The 18,341-nt window shown below is 70.9% G+C and carries 20 protein-coding genes and 1 riboswitch; of the genes, 14 read left to right on the forward strand and 6 right to left on the reverse strand.

Annotation, left to right across the window (positions count from 1 at the left end; all coding sequences use genetic code 11):
• Positions 1-40 precede the first annotated feature (40 nt).
• Genes cysT through FNF32_RS11600 form a run of 3 tightly spaced genes read left to right on the forward strand, consistent with a single transcriptional unit; the run spans position 41 to position 2,455 of the window.
• Positions 41-847: a sulfate ABC transporter permease subunit CysT gene (gene cysT / locus FNF32_RS11590; RefSeq protein ID WP_425467908.1), complete on the forward strand. Its 807-nt coding sequence runs from the start codon at positions 41-43 to the stop codon at positions 845-847.
• Positions 840-1,724 (forward strand): sulfate ABC transporter permease subunit CysW, encoded by an 885-nt coding sequence (cysW, locus tag FNF32_RS11595; RefSeq protein WP_131673851.1) that lies wholly within the window; start codon positions 840-842, stop codon positions 1,722-1,724. The genes cysT and cysW overlap by 8 nt, the downstream gene beginning before the upstream one ends.
• Positions 1,725-1,735: 11 nt before the next feature.
• A complete protein-coding gene (locus tag FNF32_RS11600; protein WP_131673850.1) occupies positions 1,736-2,455 on the forward strand; it encodes a sulfate/molybdate ABC transporter ATP-binding protein in 720 nt (239 codons plus the stop codon).
• 38 nt (positions 2,456-2,493) lie between these two features.
• On the opposite strand, the gene FNF32_RS11605 is transcribed toward FNF32_RS11600, so the two are convergent.
• From FNF32_RS11605 to FNF32_RS11615, 3 genes are read right to left on the reverse strand one after another with little or no spacing between them, the layout of a single operon-like run.
• Positions 2,494-3,537: an HlyD family secretion protein gene (locus FNF32_RS11605; protein ID WP_131673849.1), complete on the reverse strand. Its 1,044-nt coding sequence runs from the start codon at positions 3,535-3,537 to the stop codon at positions 2,494-2,496.
• Entirely contained in the window at positions 3,534-5,243 is a 1,710-nt protein-coding gene (locus FNF32_RS15340; protein ID WP_185961946.1) for an efflux MFS transporter permease, read from the reverse strand. Before FNF32_RS15340 ends, FNF32_RS11605 begins: the two co-directional genes overlap by 4 nt.
• A complete protein-coding gene (locus tag FNF32_RS11615) occupies positions 5,240-5,653 on the reverse strand; it encodes a MarR family winged helix-turn-helix transcriptional regulator (protein WP_131673848.1) in 414 nt (137 codons plus the stop codon). Before FNF32_RS11615 ends, FNF32_RS15340 begins: the two co-directional genes overlap by 4 nt.
• Positions 5,654-5,794: 141 nt before the next feature.
• Here FNF32_RS11615 and cls point away from each other — a divergent pair, with 141 nt between their 5' ends.
• Entirely contained in the window at positions 5,795-7,237 is a 1,443-nt protein-coding gene (gene cls, locus FNF32_RS11620; RefSeq protein ID WP_185961947.1) for a cardiolipin synthase, read from the forward strand.
• On the opposite strand, the gene FNF32_RS11625 is transcribed toward cls, so the two are convergent.
• Complete coding sequence (locus FNF32_RS11625) at positions 7,223-8,230, reverse strand: MBL fold metallo-hydrolase (RefSeq protein ID WP_131673846.1); 1,008 nt, start codon at positions 8,228-8,230, stop codon at positions 7,223-7,225. The genes cls and FNF32_RS11625 overlap by 15 nt on opposite strands.
• 251 nt (positions 8,231-8,481) lie before the next feature.
• Positions 8,482-8,586: riboswitch (TPP riboswitch) on the forward strand.
• Positions 8,587-8,639: 53 nt separating this feature from the next.
• Here FNF32_RS11625 and thiD point away from each other — a divergent pair.
• The 10 genes from thiD to FNF32_RS11675 all read left to right on the forward strand — a co-directional run bounded on the left by thiD (position 8,640) and on the right by FNF32_RS11675 (position 16,071).
• Entirely contained in the window at positions 8,640-9,434 is a 795-nt protein-coding gene (gene thiD, locus FNF32_RS11630; protein WP_131673845.1) for a bifunctional hydroxymethylpyrimidine kinase/phosphomethylpyrimidine kinase, read from the forward strand.
• Entirely contained in the window at positions 9,431-10,429 is a 999-nt protein-coding gene (gene thiO / locus FNF32_RS11635; protein WP_246087804.1) for a glycine oxidase ThiO, read from the forward strand. The genes thiD and thiO overlap by 4 nt, the downstream gene beginning before the upstream one ends.
• Positions 10,407-10,616: a sulfur carrier protein ThiS gene (gene thiS / locus FNF32_RS11640; RefSeq protein WP_131673843.1), complete on the forward strand. Its 210-nt coding sequence runs from the start codon at positions 10,407-10,409 to the stop codon at positions 10,614-10,616. The genes thiO and thiS overlap by 23 nt, the downstream gene beginning before the upstream one ends.
• A 1-nt stretch (position 10,617) precedes the next feature.
• Positions 10,618-11,382 carry a thiazole synthase gene (locus tag FNF32_RS11645; protein WP_131673842.1) on the forward strand — a complete coding sequence of 255 codons (765 nt, stop codon included), beginning with the start codon at positions 10,618-10,620 and terminating at the stop codon, positions 11,380-11,382.
• A complete protein-coding gene (locus FNF32_RS11650; RefSeq protein ID WP_131673841.1) occupies positions 11,379-11,978 on the forward strand; it encodes a thiamine phosphate synthase in 600 nt (199 codons plus the stop codon). Before FNF32_RS11645 ends, FNF32_RS11650 begins: the two co-directional genes overlap by 4 nt.
• A gap of 77 nt (positions 11,979-12,055) precedes the next feature.
• Entirely contained in the window at positions 12,056-13,024 is a 969-nt protein-coding gene (locus FNF32_RS11655; protein ID WP_425467910.1) for a HesA/MoeB/ThiF family protein, read from the forward strand.
• Entirely contained in the window at positions 13,021-13,971 is a 951-nt protein-coding gene (locus tag FNF32_RS11660; protein ID WP_131673840.1) for an ABC transporter substrate-binding protein, read from the forward strand. Before FNF32_RS11655 ends, FNF32_RS11660 begins: the two co-directional genes overlap by 4 nt.
• Positions 13,968-14,660 (forward strand): TenA family protein, encoded by a 693-nt coding sequence (locus tag FNF32_RS11665; RefSeq protein WP_131673839.1) that lies wholly within the window; start codon positions 13,968-13,970, stop codon positions 14,658-14,660. The genes FNF32_RS11660 and FNF32_RS11665 overlap by 4 nt, the downstream gene beginning before the upstream one ends.
• On the forward strand, positions 14,657-15,346 hold the full coding sequence (locus FNF32_RS11670) for an ABC transporter ATP-binding protein (protein ID WP_131673838.1): 690 nt from the start codon (positions 14,657-14,659) through the stop codon (positions 15,344-15,346). The genes FNF32_RS11665 and FNF32_RS11670 overlap by 4 nt, the downstream gene beginning before the upstream one ends.
• The gene (locus tag FNF32_RS11675) at positions 15,343-16,071 is read left to right on the forward strand and encodes an ABC transporter permease (RefSeq protein WP_131673837.1); all 729 of its coding nucleotides are present in this window, start codon (positions 15,343-15,345) and stop codon (positions 16,069-16,071) included. The genes FNF32_RS11670 and FNF32_RS11675 overlap by 4 nt, the downstream gene beginning before the upstream one ends.
• A 4-nt stretch (positions 16,072-16,075) precedes the next feature.
• On the opposite strand, the gene FNF32_RS11680 is transcribed toward FNF32_RS11675, so the two are convergent.
• Both FNF32_RS11680 and FNF32_RS11685 read right to left on the reverse strand, forming a co-directional pair.
• Positions 16,076-17,284: an NAD(P)/FAD-dependent oxidoreductase gene (locus FNF32_RS11680; protein ID WP_131673836.1), complete on the reverse strand. Its 1,209-nt coding sequence runs from the start codon at positions 17,282-17,284 to the stop codon at positions 16,076-16,078.
• Between the two features lie 158 nt (positions 17,285-17,442).
• Positions 17,443-18,195, reverse strand: a complete 753-nt coding sequence (locus FNF32_RS11685; protein WP_131673872.1) for a DeoR/GlpR family DNA-binding transcription regulator — start codon at positions 18,193-18,195, stop codon at positions 17,443-17,445.
• Positions 18,196-18,341: the final 146 nt, after the last annotated feature.

Consider the following 18,341-nt stretch of genomic DNA (forward strand, 5'->3'; position numbering starts at 1 on the left):
GCAAGCCGACATGGGCAAGCCACTGATCCACAGATCCCCGATGCCGGGCTTCGGCCTGTCGGCGGGGATCACCCTGACGATGCTTTCCATCATCGTGCTGCTGCCGATCGGCGCCCTTCTTGCGAAGGGCGCCGGCTTCGGCATCGGCAACATCTGGGAAACAGTGAACCGCGAACGGGTCTGGGCCGCGCTGTTCCTGTCGTTCCGGCTGTCGCTGTTCGCGGCGCTGTTCAACCTGGTCTTCGGCGTCGTGCTGGCCTGGGTGCTGGTGCGCTATCGCTTTCCCGGCCGCCGGATCATCGACGCCGCGGTCGATCTGCCCTTCGCCCTGCCGACCGCCGTCGCGGGGATCGCGCTGACCGCGCTTTACGCGCCGAACGGGGCGTTCGGGTCGCTGTTCAAGGAACTGGGCGTCCGCATCGCCTATACCCAGTGGGGCATCCTGATCGCGCTGATCTTTGTGGGGCTGCCGTTCGTGACCCGCACGGTCCAGCCGGTCGTCGAGGAAATCGAGCGCGAGGTCGAAGAAGCGTCGGCGACGCTGGGCGCCAGCCGCGCCTACACGCTGCGCCACGTCGTCCTGCCGATGCTCGCGCCGGCCGCGCTGACGGGCTTCGCGCTCGCGCTCGCGCGCGCGGTGGGCGAATACGGTTCGGTGATCTTCATCGCCGGCAACCGGCCGCTGCAGACTGAGATCGCGCCCCTGCTGATCGTGATCCAGCTGGAAGAGTTCAACTACGAGGCGGCGGCGGCCATCGGGATCGCGATGCTGCTCATCAGCTTCGCGCTGCTGCTGGTCATCAACCTGATCCAGGTCTGGAGCCGTCGGAGGATCGGATATGTCTGACGCAACCCTGGGCCGCGCGCCCGCGGCCGCCCGCGCCTTCCGCCCCGCGACGCAGGAAACGCCGTGGGTCCGTTGGACCCTCATCGTGATCGCGGTCGCGGGCCTTGGCATCCTGGTCGCCGCGCCGCTGATCGTCGTCTTCGCCGAGGCGCTTGGCGAAGGCTGGGCGGCGGTGATCGAAAGCCTTGGCCACCGCGACGCGCGCTCGGCCATCCGGCTGACGCTGACCATCGCCGCGATCGCGGTGCCCCTGAACGCGGTCTTCGGGATCGCCGCCGCCTGGCTCATCACCAAGTTCGATTTCAGGGGAAAGGCGTTCCTCATCACCCTGATCGACCTGCCGTTTTCCGTAAGCCCCGTCGTCGCGGGCCTGTGCATCGTCCTGATGTTCGGCGCCAACTCGTTCGCCGGCGGGTGGCTGGTCGCGAACGGCATGCCGATCGTCTTTGCGGTGCCCGGCATCGTTCTGGCCACGCTGTTCGTGACCTTTCCCTTCGTCGCCCGCGAGCTCATCCCCGTGATGATCGAGCAGGGCCGCGCCGAGGAAGAGGCGGCGCTGACCCTTGGCGCGTCGGGGTGGCGGGTGTTTCGCACCGTGACCCTGCCCAACATCCGCTGGGCGCTGCTTTACGGGGTTTTGCTGAGCAACGCCCGCGCGATGGGCGAGTTCGGGGCGGTCGCCGTGGTGTCGGGCAAGATCCGGGGCCAGACCGCCACGATGCCGATCACCATCGAGATGCTCTACAACGAATACCTGTCCGTCGCCGCGTTCGGCATGGCCGCCCTGCTGACGCTTCTCGCCCTCGTCACCCTGCTGCTGAAGGCCGGCCTGGAAATCCGCCACGCCGACCAGCTCGCCGCCTTCCGCCGCCTGTGAGGAAAACGCCCATGCATATCGAGATCGACGAAATCGCCAAGATCTTCGGCGCCACCACGGCGTTGCAGCCGGTGTCGCTGGCCATCCCCTCGGGCGCGCTCGTGGCGCTGCTGGGTCCGTCGGGGTCGGGCAAGACGACGCTGCTGCGGATCCTCGGCGGGCTGGAATACCCGTCGTCGGGCCGGGTTCTGTTCGACGGCCAGGACGCGACCGGGCTTACGGTACAGGAACGCCGCGCGGGCTTCGTGTTCCAGTCCTACGCGCTGTTCCGGCACATGACGGTGTTCGACAACGTGGCCTACGGGCTGAACGCCCGCCCCCGCGCGACGCGCCCGCCGCGGGCCGAGGTCGCGCGCCGGGTGACCAAGCTGCTGGACCTGATCCAGCTGCCCGACATCGGCAAGCGCTACCCGAGCCAGCTTTCGGGCGGCCAGCGGCAGCGCGTGGCGCTGGCGCGCGCGCTCGCGATCGAGCCGCGGATGCTGCTGCTGGACGAGCCGTTCGGGGCGCTGGACGCGAAGGTCCGAAAGGAACTGCGCCAGGGCCTGCGCCACATCCACGACGAGACCGGCCTGACCACCGTGTTCGTCACCCACGACCAGGAAGAAGCGATGGAGCTTGCCGACCTGGTCGTCGTGATGTCGATGGGCCGGATCGAACAGATCGGCAAGCCGTCCGACATCCGCGCCCGTCCCGCCACGCCCTTCGTGCGCGAGTTCATCACCGCCTGATCGACAGGTGCCCGCAGGCGCCAACAAGCGTCCCGTCGCTACTCCCGCAGCGCGTCGGGCACGTGGATGCTGACGACGACCGACAGGCCCGGCAGCAGCAGCTCGGACATCTCCTGCCCGGGGTCGATCACGATCCGAAGCGGGACCCGCCGGGTGACCTTGGTGAAGTTCCCGGTCGCGTTGCTGGCGGGCAAAAGGCTGAATTCGGAGCCGGCGGCAGGGGAATAGGATTCGACAACCCCCGTGAACTCCCTCCCGCCCATCGCATCGACGGTGAAGGTCGCGCGCTGGCCGATGCGGACCCCGTGCAGGTCGGTTTCCTTGAAGTTCGCCACGATCCAGACATCGGGCGCGACCAGCTGCGCCAGCGCGGTGCCGGCGGTGACGTACTGCCCCAGCCGCGCGCCGATCTGGCCCATCCGCCCGTCCTCGGGCGCATGCACGACCGTGTTGTCCAGATCGACCCGCGCCAGGTCCACCGCCGCCTCGGCCGCGGCCACGTCCGCGCGCCGCGCCTCGATCGAGACCTCGGCGCTTTTCACGTCCTGGGCGCCGGTCTCCAGCGCCGCGCGGGCGGCCGCCACGTCGGCCTGCGCCTGCGCCAGCGCCGCGCCCGAGCTTTCGACGGCGCTTTCGGACGCGACCCCGCGCTCCCGCAGTTCGGACGACCGCGAGGCGGCGGATTGCGACGCGGCAAGCGCCGCCTCGGCCGACTGCACGCCCGCCTCGCGCGACTGGACCAGCGCGCGGGCGGAATTGATCGACTGCTCGGCGATCGCGACGCTCGCGCGCGCCCCTTCCAGTGCCGCTTCGGCCTGTTCAAGCCGGTGGGTCGCCTGCCGGTCGTCCAGCCGCACGATCACGTCGCCGCGCTTCACCGGCTGGAAGTCCTGCACCTCGACCGACACGACGTAGCCCAAGACCTGCGGCGCAAGCGTGGTGACGCGGCCCCGGACGGCCGCGTTCTCGGTCATCGGCAGGCGCGGGGTGAAGGGGGGCAACTGCCAGGCGTAAAGGATCGTCAGCACGCCGATCGCGCCCAGCACGAGGACGACGAGGGTCGAGATTGTCTTGCGTGTCATGGGGTGACCTGTGGCGGGTTGGAGCTGGCAGGGGGCGCGATCGCCGCGGCGGCGGTGCCCGCCATACGGTCGCGCAGCATGTGCAGGACAAGGATGATCGCCGCACCCGCCGCCGCCAGCGCGGTCAGCAGGAAGGCGTCGTTGTAGGCGAGGACAAAGGCCTGCGCCCCCGCCTCGTCGGCGATCTGCGACACGGCCTGCGCCTGTCGCAACAGCGGGTCGGTCAGCACCCCCGACATGCCGCGGGTCAGCGCCGCGACCTGCCCGGACACGATCTGCGACGTGACCGGCAGGTTGTTCGCCAGTTCCGCCAGGTGGACCGCCTGCCGTTCGTTGATGAAGGTCGTGAACAGCCCGCTGCCCAGCGTCCCCCCGATCGCCTGCGTGGTCAGGAACACGATCACGAACGACAGGATATAGGCCGGCCCCTTGGCCAGCGCCTGCAACAGCCCGCTCATCATCGCGGGCGGCAGGAACATGGCGGCGGCGAAGGCGATCATCGACTGGCTGGCCAGCATCTGCGCGGGCCGGGTGTCGATGGTGGACCGGCTGTCGAGCCACGCCCCAAGCGCGATCAGCAGCAGCGCGAAAAGATGGATGCGCGACTCGCGCCCCGGCTTCATCACCGCGGCGCAGGCGATCCCGCCCGCGATGGACGCCGCAACGATGGCGCCGAACAGGCCGGTCAGCTGATCGGGTCCAAGCCCCAGCGCCATGAACATCCGCGGCGCGCCCGCCGCCTGCTCGGACAGGATCAGCCGCAAAAGCAGCAGGACACCGGCAAGATGCAGGATCGGGCCGCTGGTGATCCAGTGCACGTCGATCAGCGGAACCTTGCGGTGCAGCTCGATCACGACCGCGACCGCCATCGCGGCGAAGGACAAGGCCAGCGTCCAGCCGAGCCACGGCACGGCCGTCCACCACAGCGTCGGCCCCATCGAGAACACCGCCGTCAGCCCGCCCAGCGCCGTGGCGATCAGCGCGAAGCTTGCGACATCCATGGGCGCGATGACCTTGGCCCGCGGCATCGGCTTCAGGGGCAAAAGGAACACCAGCGCCAGGCTGACGAGCGCCATCCCCAGCACCAGCAGATGCAGCACCTGCCAGCTGCCGTCCCCCATCAGGGGCGGCGCCACCACCCGCGCCAGCGGACTGCCGAGCGACAGGAAGGTCAGCGCCAGCGGCAGCCCCAGCCGCATCTTCAGCGCGGGCGCCAGCCCCTCGAGCATGTAAAGGAACGCCAGCGTCGACAACGAGGCCGAGGACAGGCCCGACAGGAACTGGACCGCCACCGTCGCCCGCAGGTCGGATTCGAAGAGCGCCAGCGCCGACACGAGGACGAAGCAGCTGACGCCCACCTCGGTGAAAAGGCGCAGCCCGAACTGGGTGCGGATCTTGATGAGCAGCAGCGGCACCGCCGTCTTGGGGACCATGAAGCCCACGACAAGCCACGTAGCCTCGGTCGTGGTCGCGCCGATCTGGCCCGCGATCTGCGGCAGGACGGCGGGCACCAGCCCCTGGGCGAAGCCCTGCGTCAGCGCGATGAAGATCGAAGTGGCGACATAGGCGAGGATGCGCGGCAGCGGCACCGGCACGAAGGCCGCCTGCGCGGCGGCGGCGGCGGCCGCCGGGGGAAGGGTGCCGTCGTCCCGTTCGGCGATGGCCGGGTCGGGCGCGCGGGACATGTTGGTCGCCGCCGCACTCATGGTCGAAGCGCGCCTTGCAGGTTCTGGATCATGCGGTCGATCACGCGCAGGACGACGCGCAGGTCGTCGGGGTCGATCCCGTCTGTCAGCGCCGTCTCCAGTTCGCCCGGCAGGCCGGTCGCGTCGGCACGCCGGCCCTTGGGCGTCAGGCTGACCACGATCTTGCGGCGGTCCTGGGTGTCGCGCGCCCGCACCAGCAGCCCCGCAAGCTCCAGCCCGTCCAGGTGACTCTGGACCGTGGGGGCGGTGACCTGAAGCCGCTCGGCGATCTCGACCTGCGTCATGCCCGGCGCGGTGGAAAGCAGCGCCACGATCCGCGCGCGGGCAAGCGTCAGCCCGCCCCGCGCGCCGCTGGATTTCGCGGCGGCGCGAAGCAGGCGCGTCAGCTGTGTCAGGCGGGATACGAGCATGTGCCAATATTAATTAGCAAGCTTACGAAGTGCAAGCCGTGGCTGTCAGCCTTGCCCCGGAACTCCGCCGTGGTCTGCGCCGTTCCGGCCCGACGCAACCCCGCGCCGCCCGCCGTAGGGCCGCGTAAGCAAGGAGCGCCGGTGGACCTGCCGACCGTGCTGACATACGCCTTTGCCGCCTACCTGATCGCGACGGGCTATTTCATCGTGGCCGAGAACCGCAAGCCCAGCGCCACGTTCGCCTGGATGCTGCTGTTCGCCCTGCTGCCCGGGATCGGCGTCATCGTCTACCTGCTGTTCGGCCGCAAGTACTTCGGCCAGACCACGCGCCTGATGCGGCAGGAACTGACCGCCCGCCTGCGACCGCTCGTAGAGGGGCTCGAGCCGCAGCACGCGGCGGCGCTGGACAGGCTGGCGCGGGCCGGGGAACACGACACCCTGATCGCGGAGCTGGTGGCGCGGACGTCGCTGTCGGTCGTCACCACCCGCAACCGCCTGACCGTCCTGCGCAACGCCTCGGAAGCCTATCCGGCGCTGTTCGAGGACCTGAAGGCCGCACGGCGGTCGATCCACATGCAGTATTTCAGCTGGGGTTCGGACGACCTGGGCGAGGAGTTGCTGGACGTGCTGGCCCAGAAGGTCGCGGAAGGGGTCGAGGTCCGCATCCTCTACGATCCGCTCGGATCGCTCACGATGCTGCGCCGGTCCTATCTGCGGCGGATGCGCGCGGCGGGCATCAGGATGGAGCCGGTGTCGCGGCTGTGGCGCATCCACACGATCAGCTATCGCAACCATCGCAAGATCGCCGTGATCGACGGGCTGGTGGGCCACACCGGCGGGCTGAACATCGGCGGCGAACACCTGGAACCGCCGCCGGGCTTCGCGCTGTGGCGCGACACCAACGTGCGGATCGTGGGGGCGGCCGTGTCGCTGCTGCAGGCGGTGTTCACGATCGACTGGCGCAATGCGACCGGCGAGGACCTGTTCCACGAAAGCCTGTTCCCCGACGAAGCCCCCGACCTGTCGGACGCCGACCTGCCGGTGCAGTTCTCGTTGTCGGGGCCGGATTCGCGTTGGGCGGCGGTGCGGCAGCTGTATTTCGCGATGATAACCAACGCGCGCGATCGGATCTTCATCCAGTCGCCGTTCTTCATCCTGGACGACACCATCGCCGAGGCGCTGAAAACCGCGGCCCTGCAGGGGGTGGACGTGCGGATCATGATCAGCGAGCGCGGGACCGGCCAGCACCTGCCCTACTGGGCCGCGAACACCTATCTGGCCGACATCGCCCGGTCGGGCGCCACCATCCTTTTGTACCGGACCGGCTATCTGCACGCCAAGATCGCGGCGATGGACGGGCGGGTCTGCACGATCGGGTCGGCCAACATCGACATCCGCAGCTTCAGCATCAACTACGAACTGAACGCGGTCATCTACGATCAGGCGATCACCCGGGCGGTCGAGGATGACTTCCACCGCGACGCCCTTGAATGCGTGCCCTTCACGGCCGAGGCCTATGACCGGCGCAGCCCGCATATCAGGCTGCGGGATTCGCTCGCACGGCTGCTCTCACCCCTGCTGTAGCGCGCCGGGCCAGTCGAGCGTCAGCGGCTGCCCCGGCATCAGCGGCCGGAACCGGTCGCGCGGGATGCCGCGGGCGTCGAGCGCGCGGTCGAGGTCCTGCGGCGGCGCCTCGCGCGGCTCGTGCGTCATCTGGAACGTGCCCCAGTGATGGCCAAAGGCGCGGGCCGCGCCGCAATCCAGCATGATCTGCACCGCCTCGGCCGGGTTCACGTGCTGGTGGCGCATGAACCAGCGCGGCTCATAGGCGCCGATTGGCAGCAGCGCCACGTCGGGCGGCCCGTGGCGTTCGCGGACGCGGCGGAAGATGCTGCCGTCGCCGTAGCCGGTGTCGCCGACGTGATACAGCACCCCGCCCCCCGCACCCGAGATGACGAAGGAACACCACAGCGTCATCCGGCGGTCCGCCACCCCGCGCCCCGACCAGTGGAACGACGGCTCCAGATGCACGCTCAGGCGGTCCGACAGCGCCGCGGCCTCGCCCCAGTCATAGGTTTCGACCTCAAGGTCGGGTTTGTGGCGGCGCAGGATGGTGTCGTTGCCCAGCGGCGCGACGATCCGGGGCGCGTGTTCGCGGTCGAGCCGCAGGATCGCCGGAATGTCCATGTGGTCATAGTGGTTGTGCGTGATCAGCACGGCGTCGATCGGCGGCAGGTCGTGGAACCGGACCGCCGGCGGATGCACCCGGCGCGGTCCCGCGTGCCGCACCGGGCCCAGACGCGGCGCGAAAACCGGGTCGATCAGCAGGTTCACCCCGTCCACCTGCACCAGCACGCTCGCGTGCCCGATGGGCGCGATCCGAAGCCCCGGCACCCGCCGGGGCGGCACATCGAAGCATTCGGGCGGGGTCACGGCGGGCCAGAACCGCGCGGCCTTGACGGCGTTCATCCACGCAAGCTCGAACAGCCCGTTCGTCCGCGGCTCGACGGGGGCGTGGAACCGATTGCCATCGAAGTGGTCGGTCACGGGGCCCTGGTAGAAGCGGTTTCTCGGCATGACGATCTCAGCCGTTGGCGAAGGTTTGCAGGGCGGCGGGCGACCCGCAGTTAGGACACGGCGAGGCTGGACACCCGCCGATCTGCACCGGCGCGCCGCCTGCTCGCAGGGCGGATGAGGGTTCGCAGACCATCGGCAACGTCGATCCCCCCTTCCCGCCAAGGCTCGACGTCCCATTACCAGCCCAGGCGCGCCGAGCGAAGCCCGGATGCCGCCCTTGTCCTGACGTCCCCCTGCGCCTATAGTTCAAGGAACGCTCGTTGGGGCGCCCCGCGCGGGGCTGAGATGTGCCAGGCACAGCACCCATCGAACCTGATCCGGGTCATGCCGGCGAAGGGAACGGGCAATGCCGCGGCGATCCGCACGCATGTCCTTCCCCATCCGCGTGGCCCCCTGACGAGGGGATGACATGGCGATCGCGCTGACCATCGCGGGGTCCGACAGCGGCGGGGGCGCGGGGATCCAGGCCGATCTCAAGGCGTTCTCGGCGCTCGGCGTCTATGGCGCCAGCGTCGTGACCGCGATCACGGCGCAGAACACCCGCGCCGTGACGATGGTCGAGCAGGTGTCGCCAGCGATGATCGCGGCGCAGATCGACGCCGTGCTGGACGACCTGGACGTGGCGGCCGTCAAGATCGGGATGCTGGGCACGGTGGCGGCGACCATGGCGGTCGCGGACGCGCTGAAGGGGCGCGGGCTGCCGGTCGTGCTGGACCCGGTGATGGTGGCCAAGTCGGGCGATCCGCTGATCGACCCGGACGCGGTCGCCGCCCTGCGCGATCACCTGCTGCCGCTCGCGACCGTGTTGACCCCGAACCTGCCCGAAGCCGCGCGCCTGCTGGGCCGCGAGACCGCGCGCGACGGGCACGAGGCCGAGTCGCAGGGCCGGGCGCTGCACGCCATGGGGCCAAGCTGGGTCCTGATGAAGGGCGGCCATGCCGACGGCGCGACATGCACCGACCGGCTGATCGGGCCGTCGCGCCACGACTTCACCGCCCCACGGATCGCCACCCGCAACACCCACGGAACCGGCTGCTCGCTGTCGTCGGCCATCACCGCCGGGCTGGCGCTGGGGCAAACGGTGCCCGAGGCTGTGGGCGCGGCGCACGAATGGCTGCAAGGCGCGATCGCGGCGGCCGATGGTCTGCGCGTCGGATCGGGCCACGGGCCAGTCCATCACTTCCACCGCTGGTGGCAGCCGTGACCGGCCCCGTGACCATCCTCGGCGCGGGCGTCGCAGGGCTGGCGGTGGCGACCGAGCTTGCCGGGCGCGGCATCCCGGTGTCGATCCTCGACCCGGCAAGCGGGCCGGGCGCGCAGGGCTGTTCCTGGTGGGCGGGCGGCATGCTCGCCCCCTGGTGCGAGGCGGAATGCGCCGAAGAACCCGTGCTGCGGCTTGGCCGGACCGCTATCGACTGGTGGGACCGCCAAGGCGCGCGCGTGCAGCGGCACGGCACGCTCGTCGTGACGCCCGCCCGCGACCGCCGCGAACTGGACCGCTTTGCCCGCCGCACCTCGGGGTTCCAGACCATCGACGGGGAGTCGGTCGCCCGCCTTGAACCCGACCTCGCCGGGCGCTTCGACCGGGCGCTGTTCTTTCCGGACGAGGCGCATCTCGATCCCCGCCACGCCCTTGCGACGCTGCGCGGCCGGCTGGCCGATCAGGGCGTCGCGGTCGATCCCGGCCCGGCCCGCACCCCGCCGCCCGCCACCCGCGCCATCGACTGCCGCGGCCTTGCCGCGCGCGACATCCTGCCCGACCTGCGCGGCGTCCGGGGCGAGATGCTGGTGCTGCGCTGCCCCGAGGTCTCGTTGTCGCGGCCCGTGCGGTTGCTGCATCCGCGGGTGCCGATCTACCTCGTCCCGCGCGGCGGCGGCATCTACATGCTGGGCGCGACGATGATCGAAAGCGACCGCCGCGGGCCCGTGACCGTCCGCTCGGTCCTGGAGCTGCTGAGCGCGGCCTACGCGCTGCACCCCGCCTTCGGCGAGGCCGAGATCATCGAGACAGGGGCCGACGCCCGGCCCGCCTTCCCCGACAACCTGCCTCGGATCGGAATGGCCGGCGGCAGGCTGTACGCGAACGGCCTGTTCCGCCACGGCTACCTGCTTGCGCCCGCGCTGGCGATGCAGATGGCCGACCACATCGAAAACGGCACCAAACCGGAGCTCTGGCATGAAGCTGACGATCAACGGTGAACCGCGCGAGGTCGCGGTCAACGACGAGGCCGCGACCGTGGCCGACGCGCTCGACGCGCTTGGACTGGGGGACGCGCGGGTCGCCACCGCGCTGAACGGCGCCTTCGTGCCCGCGCCGTCGCGGGCGGATGCGGCGCTGTCGCCCGGCGACGCGATGGAAATCGTGGCGCCCATGCAGGGGGGCTGAGATGCCGGTCTTTTACGGAACCGAGGTCGCGTCCCCGCTGATGCTGGGGACCGCAGGCTACCCCAGCCCCCGCATCCTTGCCGATGCGTTCCGCGCCTCGGGCGCGGGCATCGCCACCGTCAGCCTGCGGCGCGAGGCGGGGGGCGGGCAGGATTTCCTGCGGCTGGTCGAGGGGCTGGGGGTGCGGCTTTTGCCCAACACCGCCGGCTGCCACACGGCGCGCGAGGCGGTCACGACCGCCCACATGGCGCGCGAACTGCTGGGCACCGACTGGATCAAGCTTGAGGTGATCGGCCACGCCGATCTGCTTGCCCCCGACGTGTTCCAGCTGGTCGAGGCGGCGCGCGCGCTGTCGGGCGACGGCTTCAAGGTGTTTCCCTATTGCACCGAGGACCTGTCGGTCTGCGACCGGCTCCTGGACGCGGGCTGCGAGGTGCTGATGCCCTGGGGCGCGCCGATCGGGTCGGGGCTGGGGCTGAACAACCTGCACGGGCTGCGCGCGCTCAGGGCCGCGCACCCGGACGTGCCGATGGTGATCGACGCGGGCATCGGCCTGCCCAGCCACGCGGCCGCGGCGATGGAAATGGGATTCGACGCCGTCCTGCTGAACACCGCCGTCGCCCGCGCGGGCGACCCCGTGGCGATGGCCGGGGCCATGGCGCAGGCGATCCGCGCCGGGGCCGCCGCGCGCGCCGCCGACCCGATGGAGCCGCGCGAGATGGCCGTGCCATCGACCCCGGTCCTTGGCAAGGCGTTCCTGTCATGAACGCCCTGCCCCGCTTCTACCCCGTTTTCGACAGCGCGGCGTGGGTCGAACGGGCGGTGCGCGCCCGGGTCCGCATGGTGCAGATCCGTCTCAAGGACCCGGACGAGGCACGGCTGTGGCCCGAGATCGGGCGCGCCCGCGACATCGCCCGCGTGAGCGGCGCGATCCTGGTGGTGAACGACCACTGGCGGCTCGCCATCGACCTTGGCTGCGACTGGCTGCATCTCGGGCAGGAAGACCTCGACACCGCCGACCTGTCGGCCATCCGCCGCGCGGGGCTGCGGCTGGGTATTTCGACCCACGACGAGGCCGAGCTGGACCGCGCGCTTTCGGTCGGGCCCGACTACATCGCGCTGGGGCCGGTCTATCCGACGGTCCTGAAGGAAATGCCATGGGCGCCGCAGGGCCTGGACCGGCTTGGCGCGTGGAAGCGGCGGGTCGGGACGATCCCGCTGGTGGCGATCGGCGGGATGACGGTGGAGCGCGCGCCGGGCGCGTTCGCCGCGGGCGCCGACATCGTGTCGGCGGTGACCGACATCACCCTGAACACCGACCCCGACGCGCGGCTGCGCGCATGGCTGGAGGCGTGCGGATGACGCCCCGCGACCCGCATCATCCGCACCGCCCGCACCGCCCGAACGCCGGGGGTTTCACACCCCCGGACCCCCGTGGGATATTTGGGACAGAAGATCCCCGCCACGCGCGGCAGGTCGTGCTGCCCGAGGTGGGGGCGGCCGGTCAGGCGCGCCTTGCCCGTGCGCGCGTACTGGTGGTGGGCGCGGGCGGGCTGGGGTCGCCCGCGATCATGTATCTGGCGGGGGCGGGCGTGGGCGATCTGGTGATCGTGGACCACGACCGGGTCGAGGTTTCGAACCTGCACCGGCAGCCGATCCACGCGGGCCGCGCGGGCGCGGGCAAGGCCGCGTCGGCGGCGCGGTTCGTGCGCGAACTGGACGAAGGGCTGCGGGTCACGGTGGTGGACGAGGCGCTGACGCCCGCGAACGCAGGCGGACTCGTCGGGGGCTGCGACGTGGTGCTGGACTGCGCCGACAGCTTCGCCGTGAGCTACATCCTGTCGGATGTCTGCCTTGCGGCGGGGGTGCCGCTCGTGTCCGCCTCGGCCCTCGGCATGACCGGCTATTGCGGCGGGTTCTGCGGCGGCGCGCCCAGCCTGCGCGCGGTCTTTCCCGACCTGCCCGACCGCGCGGCCACCTGCGCGACGGCGGGCGTTCTTGGGCCCGTCGTGGGGATACTGGGCGCGATGCAGGCGCAGATGGCGCTGGCGGTCTTGCTTGAAATGTCGCCCTCGCCGCTTGGTCAGCTGGTGACGCTTGGCGCGGGCCTGCGCTGGGGCGGTTTCCGTTTCGACAGCGCGGCCGAGCCTGCGGACGGGTTCGCGTTCATCGACAAGTCCGGGATAGGCCCCGACGATTTCATCCTGGACCTGCGCGGCGCGGACGAGGCGCCGGTTCCCGTGCATCCGCGCGCCCTTCGCGCAGACGCCGCCTGCCCGCCCGCGCCGCCGCCCGGCGCACGCGCCGTCCTTGCCTGCCGTTCCGGGCTGCGGGCCTGGCGCGCGGCCCGCGCCCTGGCCCCTACCCATCCAGACATTGTCCTGATTGCCACCGGAGAATACCGATGAAACACCTGCTGACCGCCCCGCTGACCGCCGCAATGATCGCCCTCGCCGCCCCCGCGCAGGCCGCCGACGACATGACGCTGATGCTGGACTGGTTCGTGAACCCGGACCACGCCCCCATCGTGCTGGCGCAGGAGAAGGGCTTTTTTGCCGACGAGAACCTGAACGTCGAGATCGTGGCCCCCGCCGATCCCGCCGATCCGCCGAAACTCGTCGCCGCGGGCCGCGCGGATCTGGCCGTGACCTATCAGCCGCAGCTGCACCTGCAGGTCCACGAGGGGCTGCCGCTAGTGCGCGTGGGCACGCTGGTGGGCACGCCGCTGAACTGCCTGATGGTCAAGGCGGACGGGCCGGTGAAGACCATCGCCGACCTCAAGGGCCGCAAGATCGGCTTTTCGGTCGCGGGCGTCGAGCAGGCGGTGGTGGGCGCGATGCTAGCCAAGGCCGGGCTGACGCTTGACGACGTCGAGATGGTGAACGTCAACTGGTCGCTCACGCCCGCGCTGCTGACAGGGCAGGTCGATGCGACCATCGGCGGCTATCGCAACTTCGAGCTGACGCAGATGCGGATGGCCGGCGGCGAGGGGCGCTGCTTCTTCGTCGAGGAAGAAGGGTTGCCGGCCTATGACGAGCTGATCTTCATCGCCAACATCGACCGGATGGACGCGGACCGGATCAAACGCTTCATGCACGCGATCGAGCGGGCGACGCAGTACATGCTGAACCACCCCCAGGACGCGCGGAAGACCTTTGCGGCCCATGCGCCGGACTTGTCGGACGAGCTGAACACGCAGGCCTGGGACGACACGGTCGGACGCTTCGCGATCTCGCCCGCGGCGCTGGATCACGGCCGCTATGCGCGGTTCGAGGCGTTCCTGAAGGACGCGGGGCTCGTGGACGAGGTGCTGCCGGTGGACCGGCTGGCGGTCGATCCGGGTGCGGCGAAGTGACAGGTTGCGGCGACGCGACGGGCTACGGCGACGCGTTCGACGCCTGGCGGGCCGATGCGGCGGGGCCGTGGCGGGACTATACCCACCACCGCTTTGTGCAGGGCTTGGCGGCGGGCACCCTGCCCCGGCCCGCGTTCCTGGCCTATCTTGTCCAGGACTACCGTTTTCTGATCCATTTCAGCCGCGCCTGGGCGCTGGGGATCGTCAAGGCGGGAACGCTGGCCGAAATGCGGGCCTGCGCCGCGACCGTCGATGCGCTCTTGAACCACGAGACGTCGCTGCACTTCCGCCTGTGCGCGGCGGCGGGCATCGACGCGCAGGCGCTGGACGCGGCCGAAGAGGCGCCCGAAAACCTCGGCTACACGCGCTACGTGCTCGAGGCAGGCTACAGCGGCGATTTCCTCGACCTGCTGGCTGCGCTTGCGCCCTGCGTGCTGGGGTATGGCGAGATTGGCGCGCGTCTGGCCCGCGAGGCCGCGCCGGGCACGCCCTACCGCGACTGGATCGACACCTACGCGGCCGGGGATTACCAGCGCACCTGCCGCGATGTCGGCGCGCTGATCGACGGCGCGGTCGCGGCCCGGCTGGGACCGGGCGCGCAGTCGCTGCCCCGCTTCGCCGAGCTGTCGGCGCGGTTCCGCACCGCCACCCGGCTAGAAGCGGCGTTCTGGAACCTGGGCCGGGCATGACCGCCGCGCGCCCCACCCTGCGCGTCGCGGGCGAGGTGCCGGGGCTGTTCGCGCCCTTGGACCTGACGCTTGCGCCCGGGCGGATCACCTGTCTGCTGGGCGCGTCGGGCGTTGGGAAATCGACGCTGCTGCGGCTGTTCGCGCATCTGCCAACGGGCGTCACCTTCCACGGCCGGGTGGACAGCGCGCCCGCCGCGCTGATGGGGCAGGACCCGGGGCTGTTCGCGTGGCTGACGGTCGCGGGCAACGTGGCGCTGGGGGCGCGGCTGCGGGGCGAGGCGGCGGATGCCGCCCGGACCGCGCGGCTGATCGGGGCGGTAGGGCTGTCCGGGCTGGAAAACCGCCTGCCGGGGCAGCTGTCGGGCGGGCAGCGGCAGCGCGTGGCGCTGGCGCGGACGCTGGCCGAGGATCGGCCGCTGGTGCTGCTGGACGAGCCGTTCTCGGCGCTCGACGCGCGGTTGCGGCTGACCATCGGCGACATGGCGGCGCGGCTGCTGGCGGGGCGAACCGTGCTGATGGTCACCCACGACCCGAGCGAGGCCGCGCGGCTGGGCGACCGGATCCGGGTGATGACGCCCGCGGGTATCGAAGAGGTCGCGGCCCCGCCCGGCCCCGTGCCCCGCCCGCACGATGCGGCCGGGGTGCTGGCCGCGCAGGCCGCCCTGACGCAAAGGTTGCTCGCATGAGGGGTCTTCTCGCCATCGCCGCCGCGCTGCTGCTGTGGGAAGGGGCGGTGCGGCTGACCGGGCTGCCGCCCTATCTTCTGCCCGGCCCGGTCGCGGTCGGGCGGGCGCTTTGGGCCTATCGCGCGGAACTAGGACCGGCCGCGCTGCTGACCGCGGGCGAGACGCTGGCGGGACTTGCGATCGGGGCCGCGCTGGGGATCGCCGTCGCCTGCGCGATGGCGGCGTGGCCGCGGCTGGGTCGTGCGCTGTCGCCCGCGCTGATCGTCAGCCAGACGATCCCCGTCTTTGCGCTCGCCCCGATCCTGACGCTGTGGCTGGGGTTCGGACTGGCGCCCAAGATCGCGATGGTGGTGCTGATCGTGTTCGTGCCGGTGGCGCAGGCGCTGCACGACGGGCTGGTGGCGCCGCCGCTGGCGCAGCTCGACGTCGCGCGGACGATGGGCGCGGGCCGCTGGTCGGAACTGCGCCACCTGCGCTTTCCGGCGGCCCTGCCCCGGCTTGCGTCGGGGCTGCGGCTGGGGGCGATCTATGCGCCGGTCGGCGCGGTCATCGGCGAATGGGTGGGCGGCGCGCGGGGGCTTGGCGCGCTGATGATCCAGGCCAACGGGCGGATGAAGACCGACCTGATGTTCGCCGCCCTCATCGTCGTGGTGGCGCTGTCTCTGACGATCTACCGGGTGCTCGACCGCGCGCTGGCGGGCATGCTGGCGCGGCGCGGGTTCTGAGCCTCTACAGCAGCGTCTTGAGGTCGGTGTCCGCGTCGGCCACCTGCGCGGGGCGCGGCGAGCGTCCCGCCTCGATCAGGCGCTTGCCGACCATGTAGGCGCGCGGGTCGTTCATCGCGTCGATCGCCAGCAGTTCGGTCCCGCGGAAATACCAGTGCGACCGGACCCCCGGCGCTGTACCCAATCGCACAGCGACCTGATCGTAGCCGGTGTTCAGCCCCGCAATCTGCAGCTTGACGTCGTACTGGTCCGACCAGAACCACGGCTGCGCGGCGTAGTCGCGGCCCGCGCCCAGAATGTTGGCGGCCACCGCCTCGGCCTGGTCGATGGCGTTCTGGACGCTTTCCAGCCGGATCGACTGGCCGCGCCAGGGGAACCGCGCGCAATCGCCCGCGGCCCAGATCGTCGGGTCCGACGTGCGCCCCTGCGCGTCAACGACGATGCCGCCGTCACAGGCGAGCCCCGCCCTTGCCGCCAGCGCGTCGTTCGGGACGACCCCGATCCCGACAATCACAAAGTCCGCGACCTGCGTGCGCCCGTCGCCCAGATGCGCCGCGATGCTGCCGTCGGCCGCCTGCTCCATCCCCAGAAGCCCGGTCGCCTCGAGGATCTCGACCCCGTGCGCGGCGTGAAGCGCGCGGAAATAGTCCGAGGTCTGGGGCGCCGCCACCCGCTGCAGGATCCGCGCCGTCGCCTCGACCAGCGTGACGCGCAGCCCCAGTTTCGACGCGACCGCCGCCGCCTCGAGCCCGATATAGCCGCCGCCGATGATGAGGACGCGGCGGCCGGGCGCGAACATGGGCGCCATCCGTTCCACGTCGGCCAGCGTGCGGACCAGGTGGACGCCGGGCAGGTTGCCGCCGAGCGCGGCGGGCAGCGCGCGGGGCGCGGCCCCGGTCGTGAGCGCAAGCTGGTCGTAGGCCACCTCGCCGCAGTCCAGCAGCAGCCTTGACCCGGCGCGGTCGATCTCGATGACCTTGGCCTCGGTCAGCACCCGGATGCCCTGTTCGTCGTAGAACCGCTGCGGGCGCAGGAACAGCTGGTCCAGCTCCATCTCGCCCATCAGGTATTTCTTGGACAGGGGCGGGCGCTGATAGGGCAGCGCGGGCTCGTCCCCCAGAAGCGTCACCGGGCCCTCGTGGCCCAGCGCGCGCAGCTTGACCGCCAGCGCCGACCCGGCCTGCCCCGCCCCCACGATCACGACATGGCTCATCCTGTGCGATCCTTTCGTGATGAAATGATGTCCGGCGTAGGCGTGGACGGCGGCGGACGCGCGGCGTGGCTGCGCGCATTCAACCGGCAGGGTAACGAGGCTGCGCCCGCCGCTCAAGAACTCGTTGAAACTGCTGGCGGACCGGCCCCTATGAGGGGTCAGGCGACCACCACCCGGGTGCCGTTGTCGGCGCACAGCTGGGCCAGCGTCCCGGGCAGCGGCCGGTCGATGAAGAGCGCGTCCAGATCGGCGACGGACACCACCCGGATCGGCGCCTTCTGCGCAAGCTTGGCCGCGTCGGTGACCAGCCAGCGTTCGCGCGCCTGCCGCAGGATCGCGCGGCTGACCCGCACCTCGGCCATGTCGAAATCAAGGATGTCGCCGTCGCTGTCCAGCGCCGAGCAGCCGACGATCGCGTAGTCGGCCTTGAAGTTGGCCATGAACTCGCTCGTCAGGTCACCCACCAGCCCGCCGTCGGACCGGCGCAGCTGGCCGCCTGCGACCACCACCTCGCAGCTGTCGTTGGCGACGAGGATGTTGGCCACGTTCATGTTGTTGGTGATGACGGTGAGATGGCGGTGGCGCAGCAGCGCGCGGGCCACCGCCTCGGTCGTGGTGCCGATGTTGAGGATCACCGACGAATTGTCCGGGATCTGCGCGGCGCAGGCGCGCCCGATCGCGGCCTTGGCGTCCTCGTTCATGCGCCTGCGCTCATCATAGGCGATGTTGCTGGCGCCCGTGCGCAGGATCGCGCCGCCGTGGACGCGGTCAAGGACGCCTTGGTCGGCAAGTTCGGCCAGGTCGCGGCGGATCGTCTGCGGCGTGACCGCAAAGCGGTCCGCCAGTTCCTCGACGCCAGCGCGCCCGGATGCCCGCACCAGTTCCAGGATCTGCATCTGCCTGATGTTCATGTCGCGGCCCAGGCTTTCGTGGCGCGGCGCGCCACCGTGGCGCAGGGAAGCGCGGCGCGGTTCGCCCGTCAAGCGAACATTTCTGCGGCTATACGAACATGCACGTTGACAGAATCCGCGCGCGGATGTTCGACTTGCTGTCACAA

Origin of the sequence: Paracoccus marinus (assembly GCF_007018965.1) — a bacterium.
Classification (GTDB): domain Bacteria; phylum Pseudomonadota; class Alphaproteobacteria; order Rhodobacterales; family Rhodobacteraceae; genus Paracoccus; species Paracoccus marinus.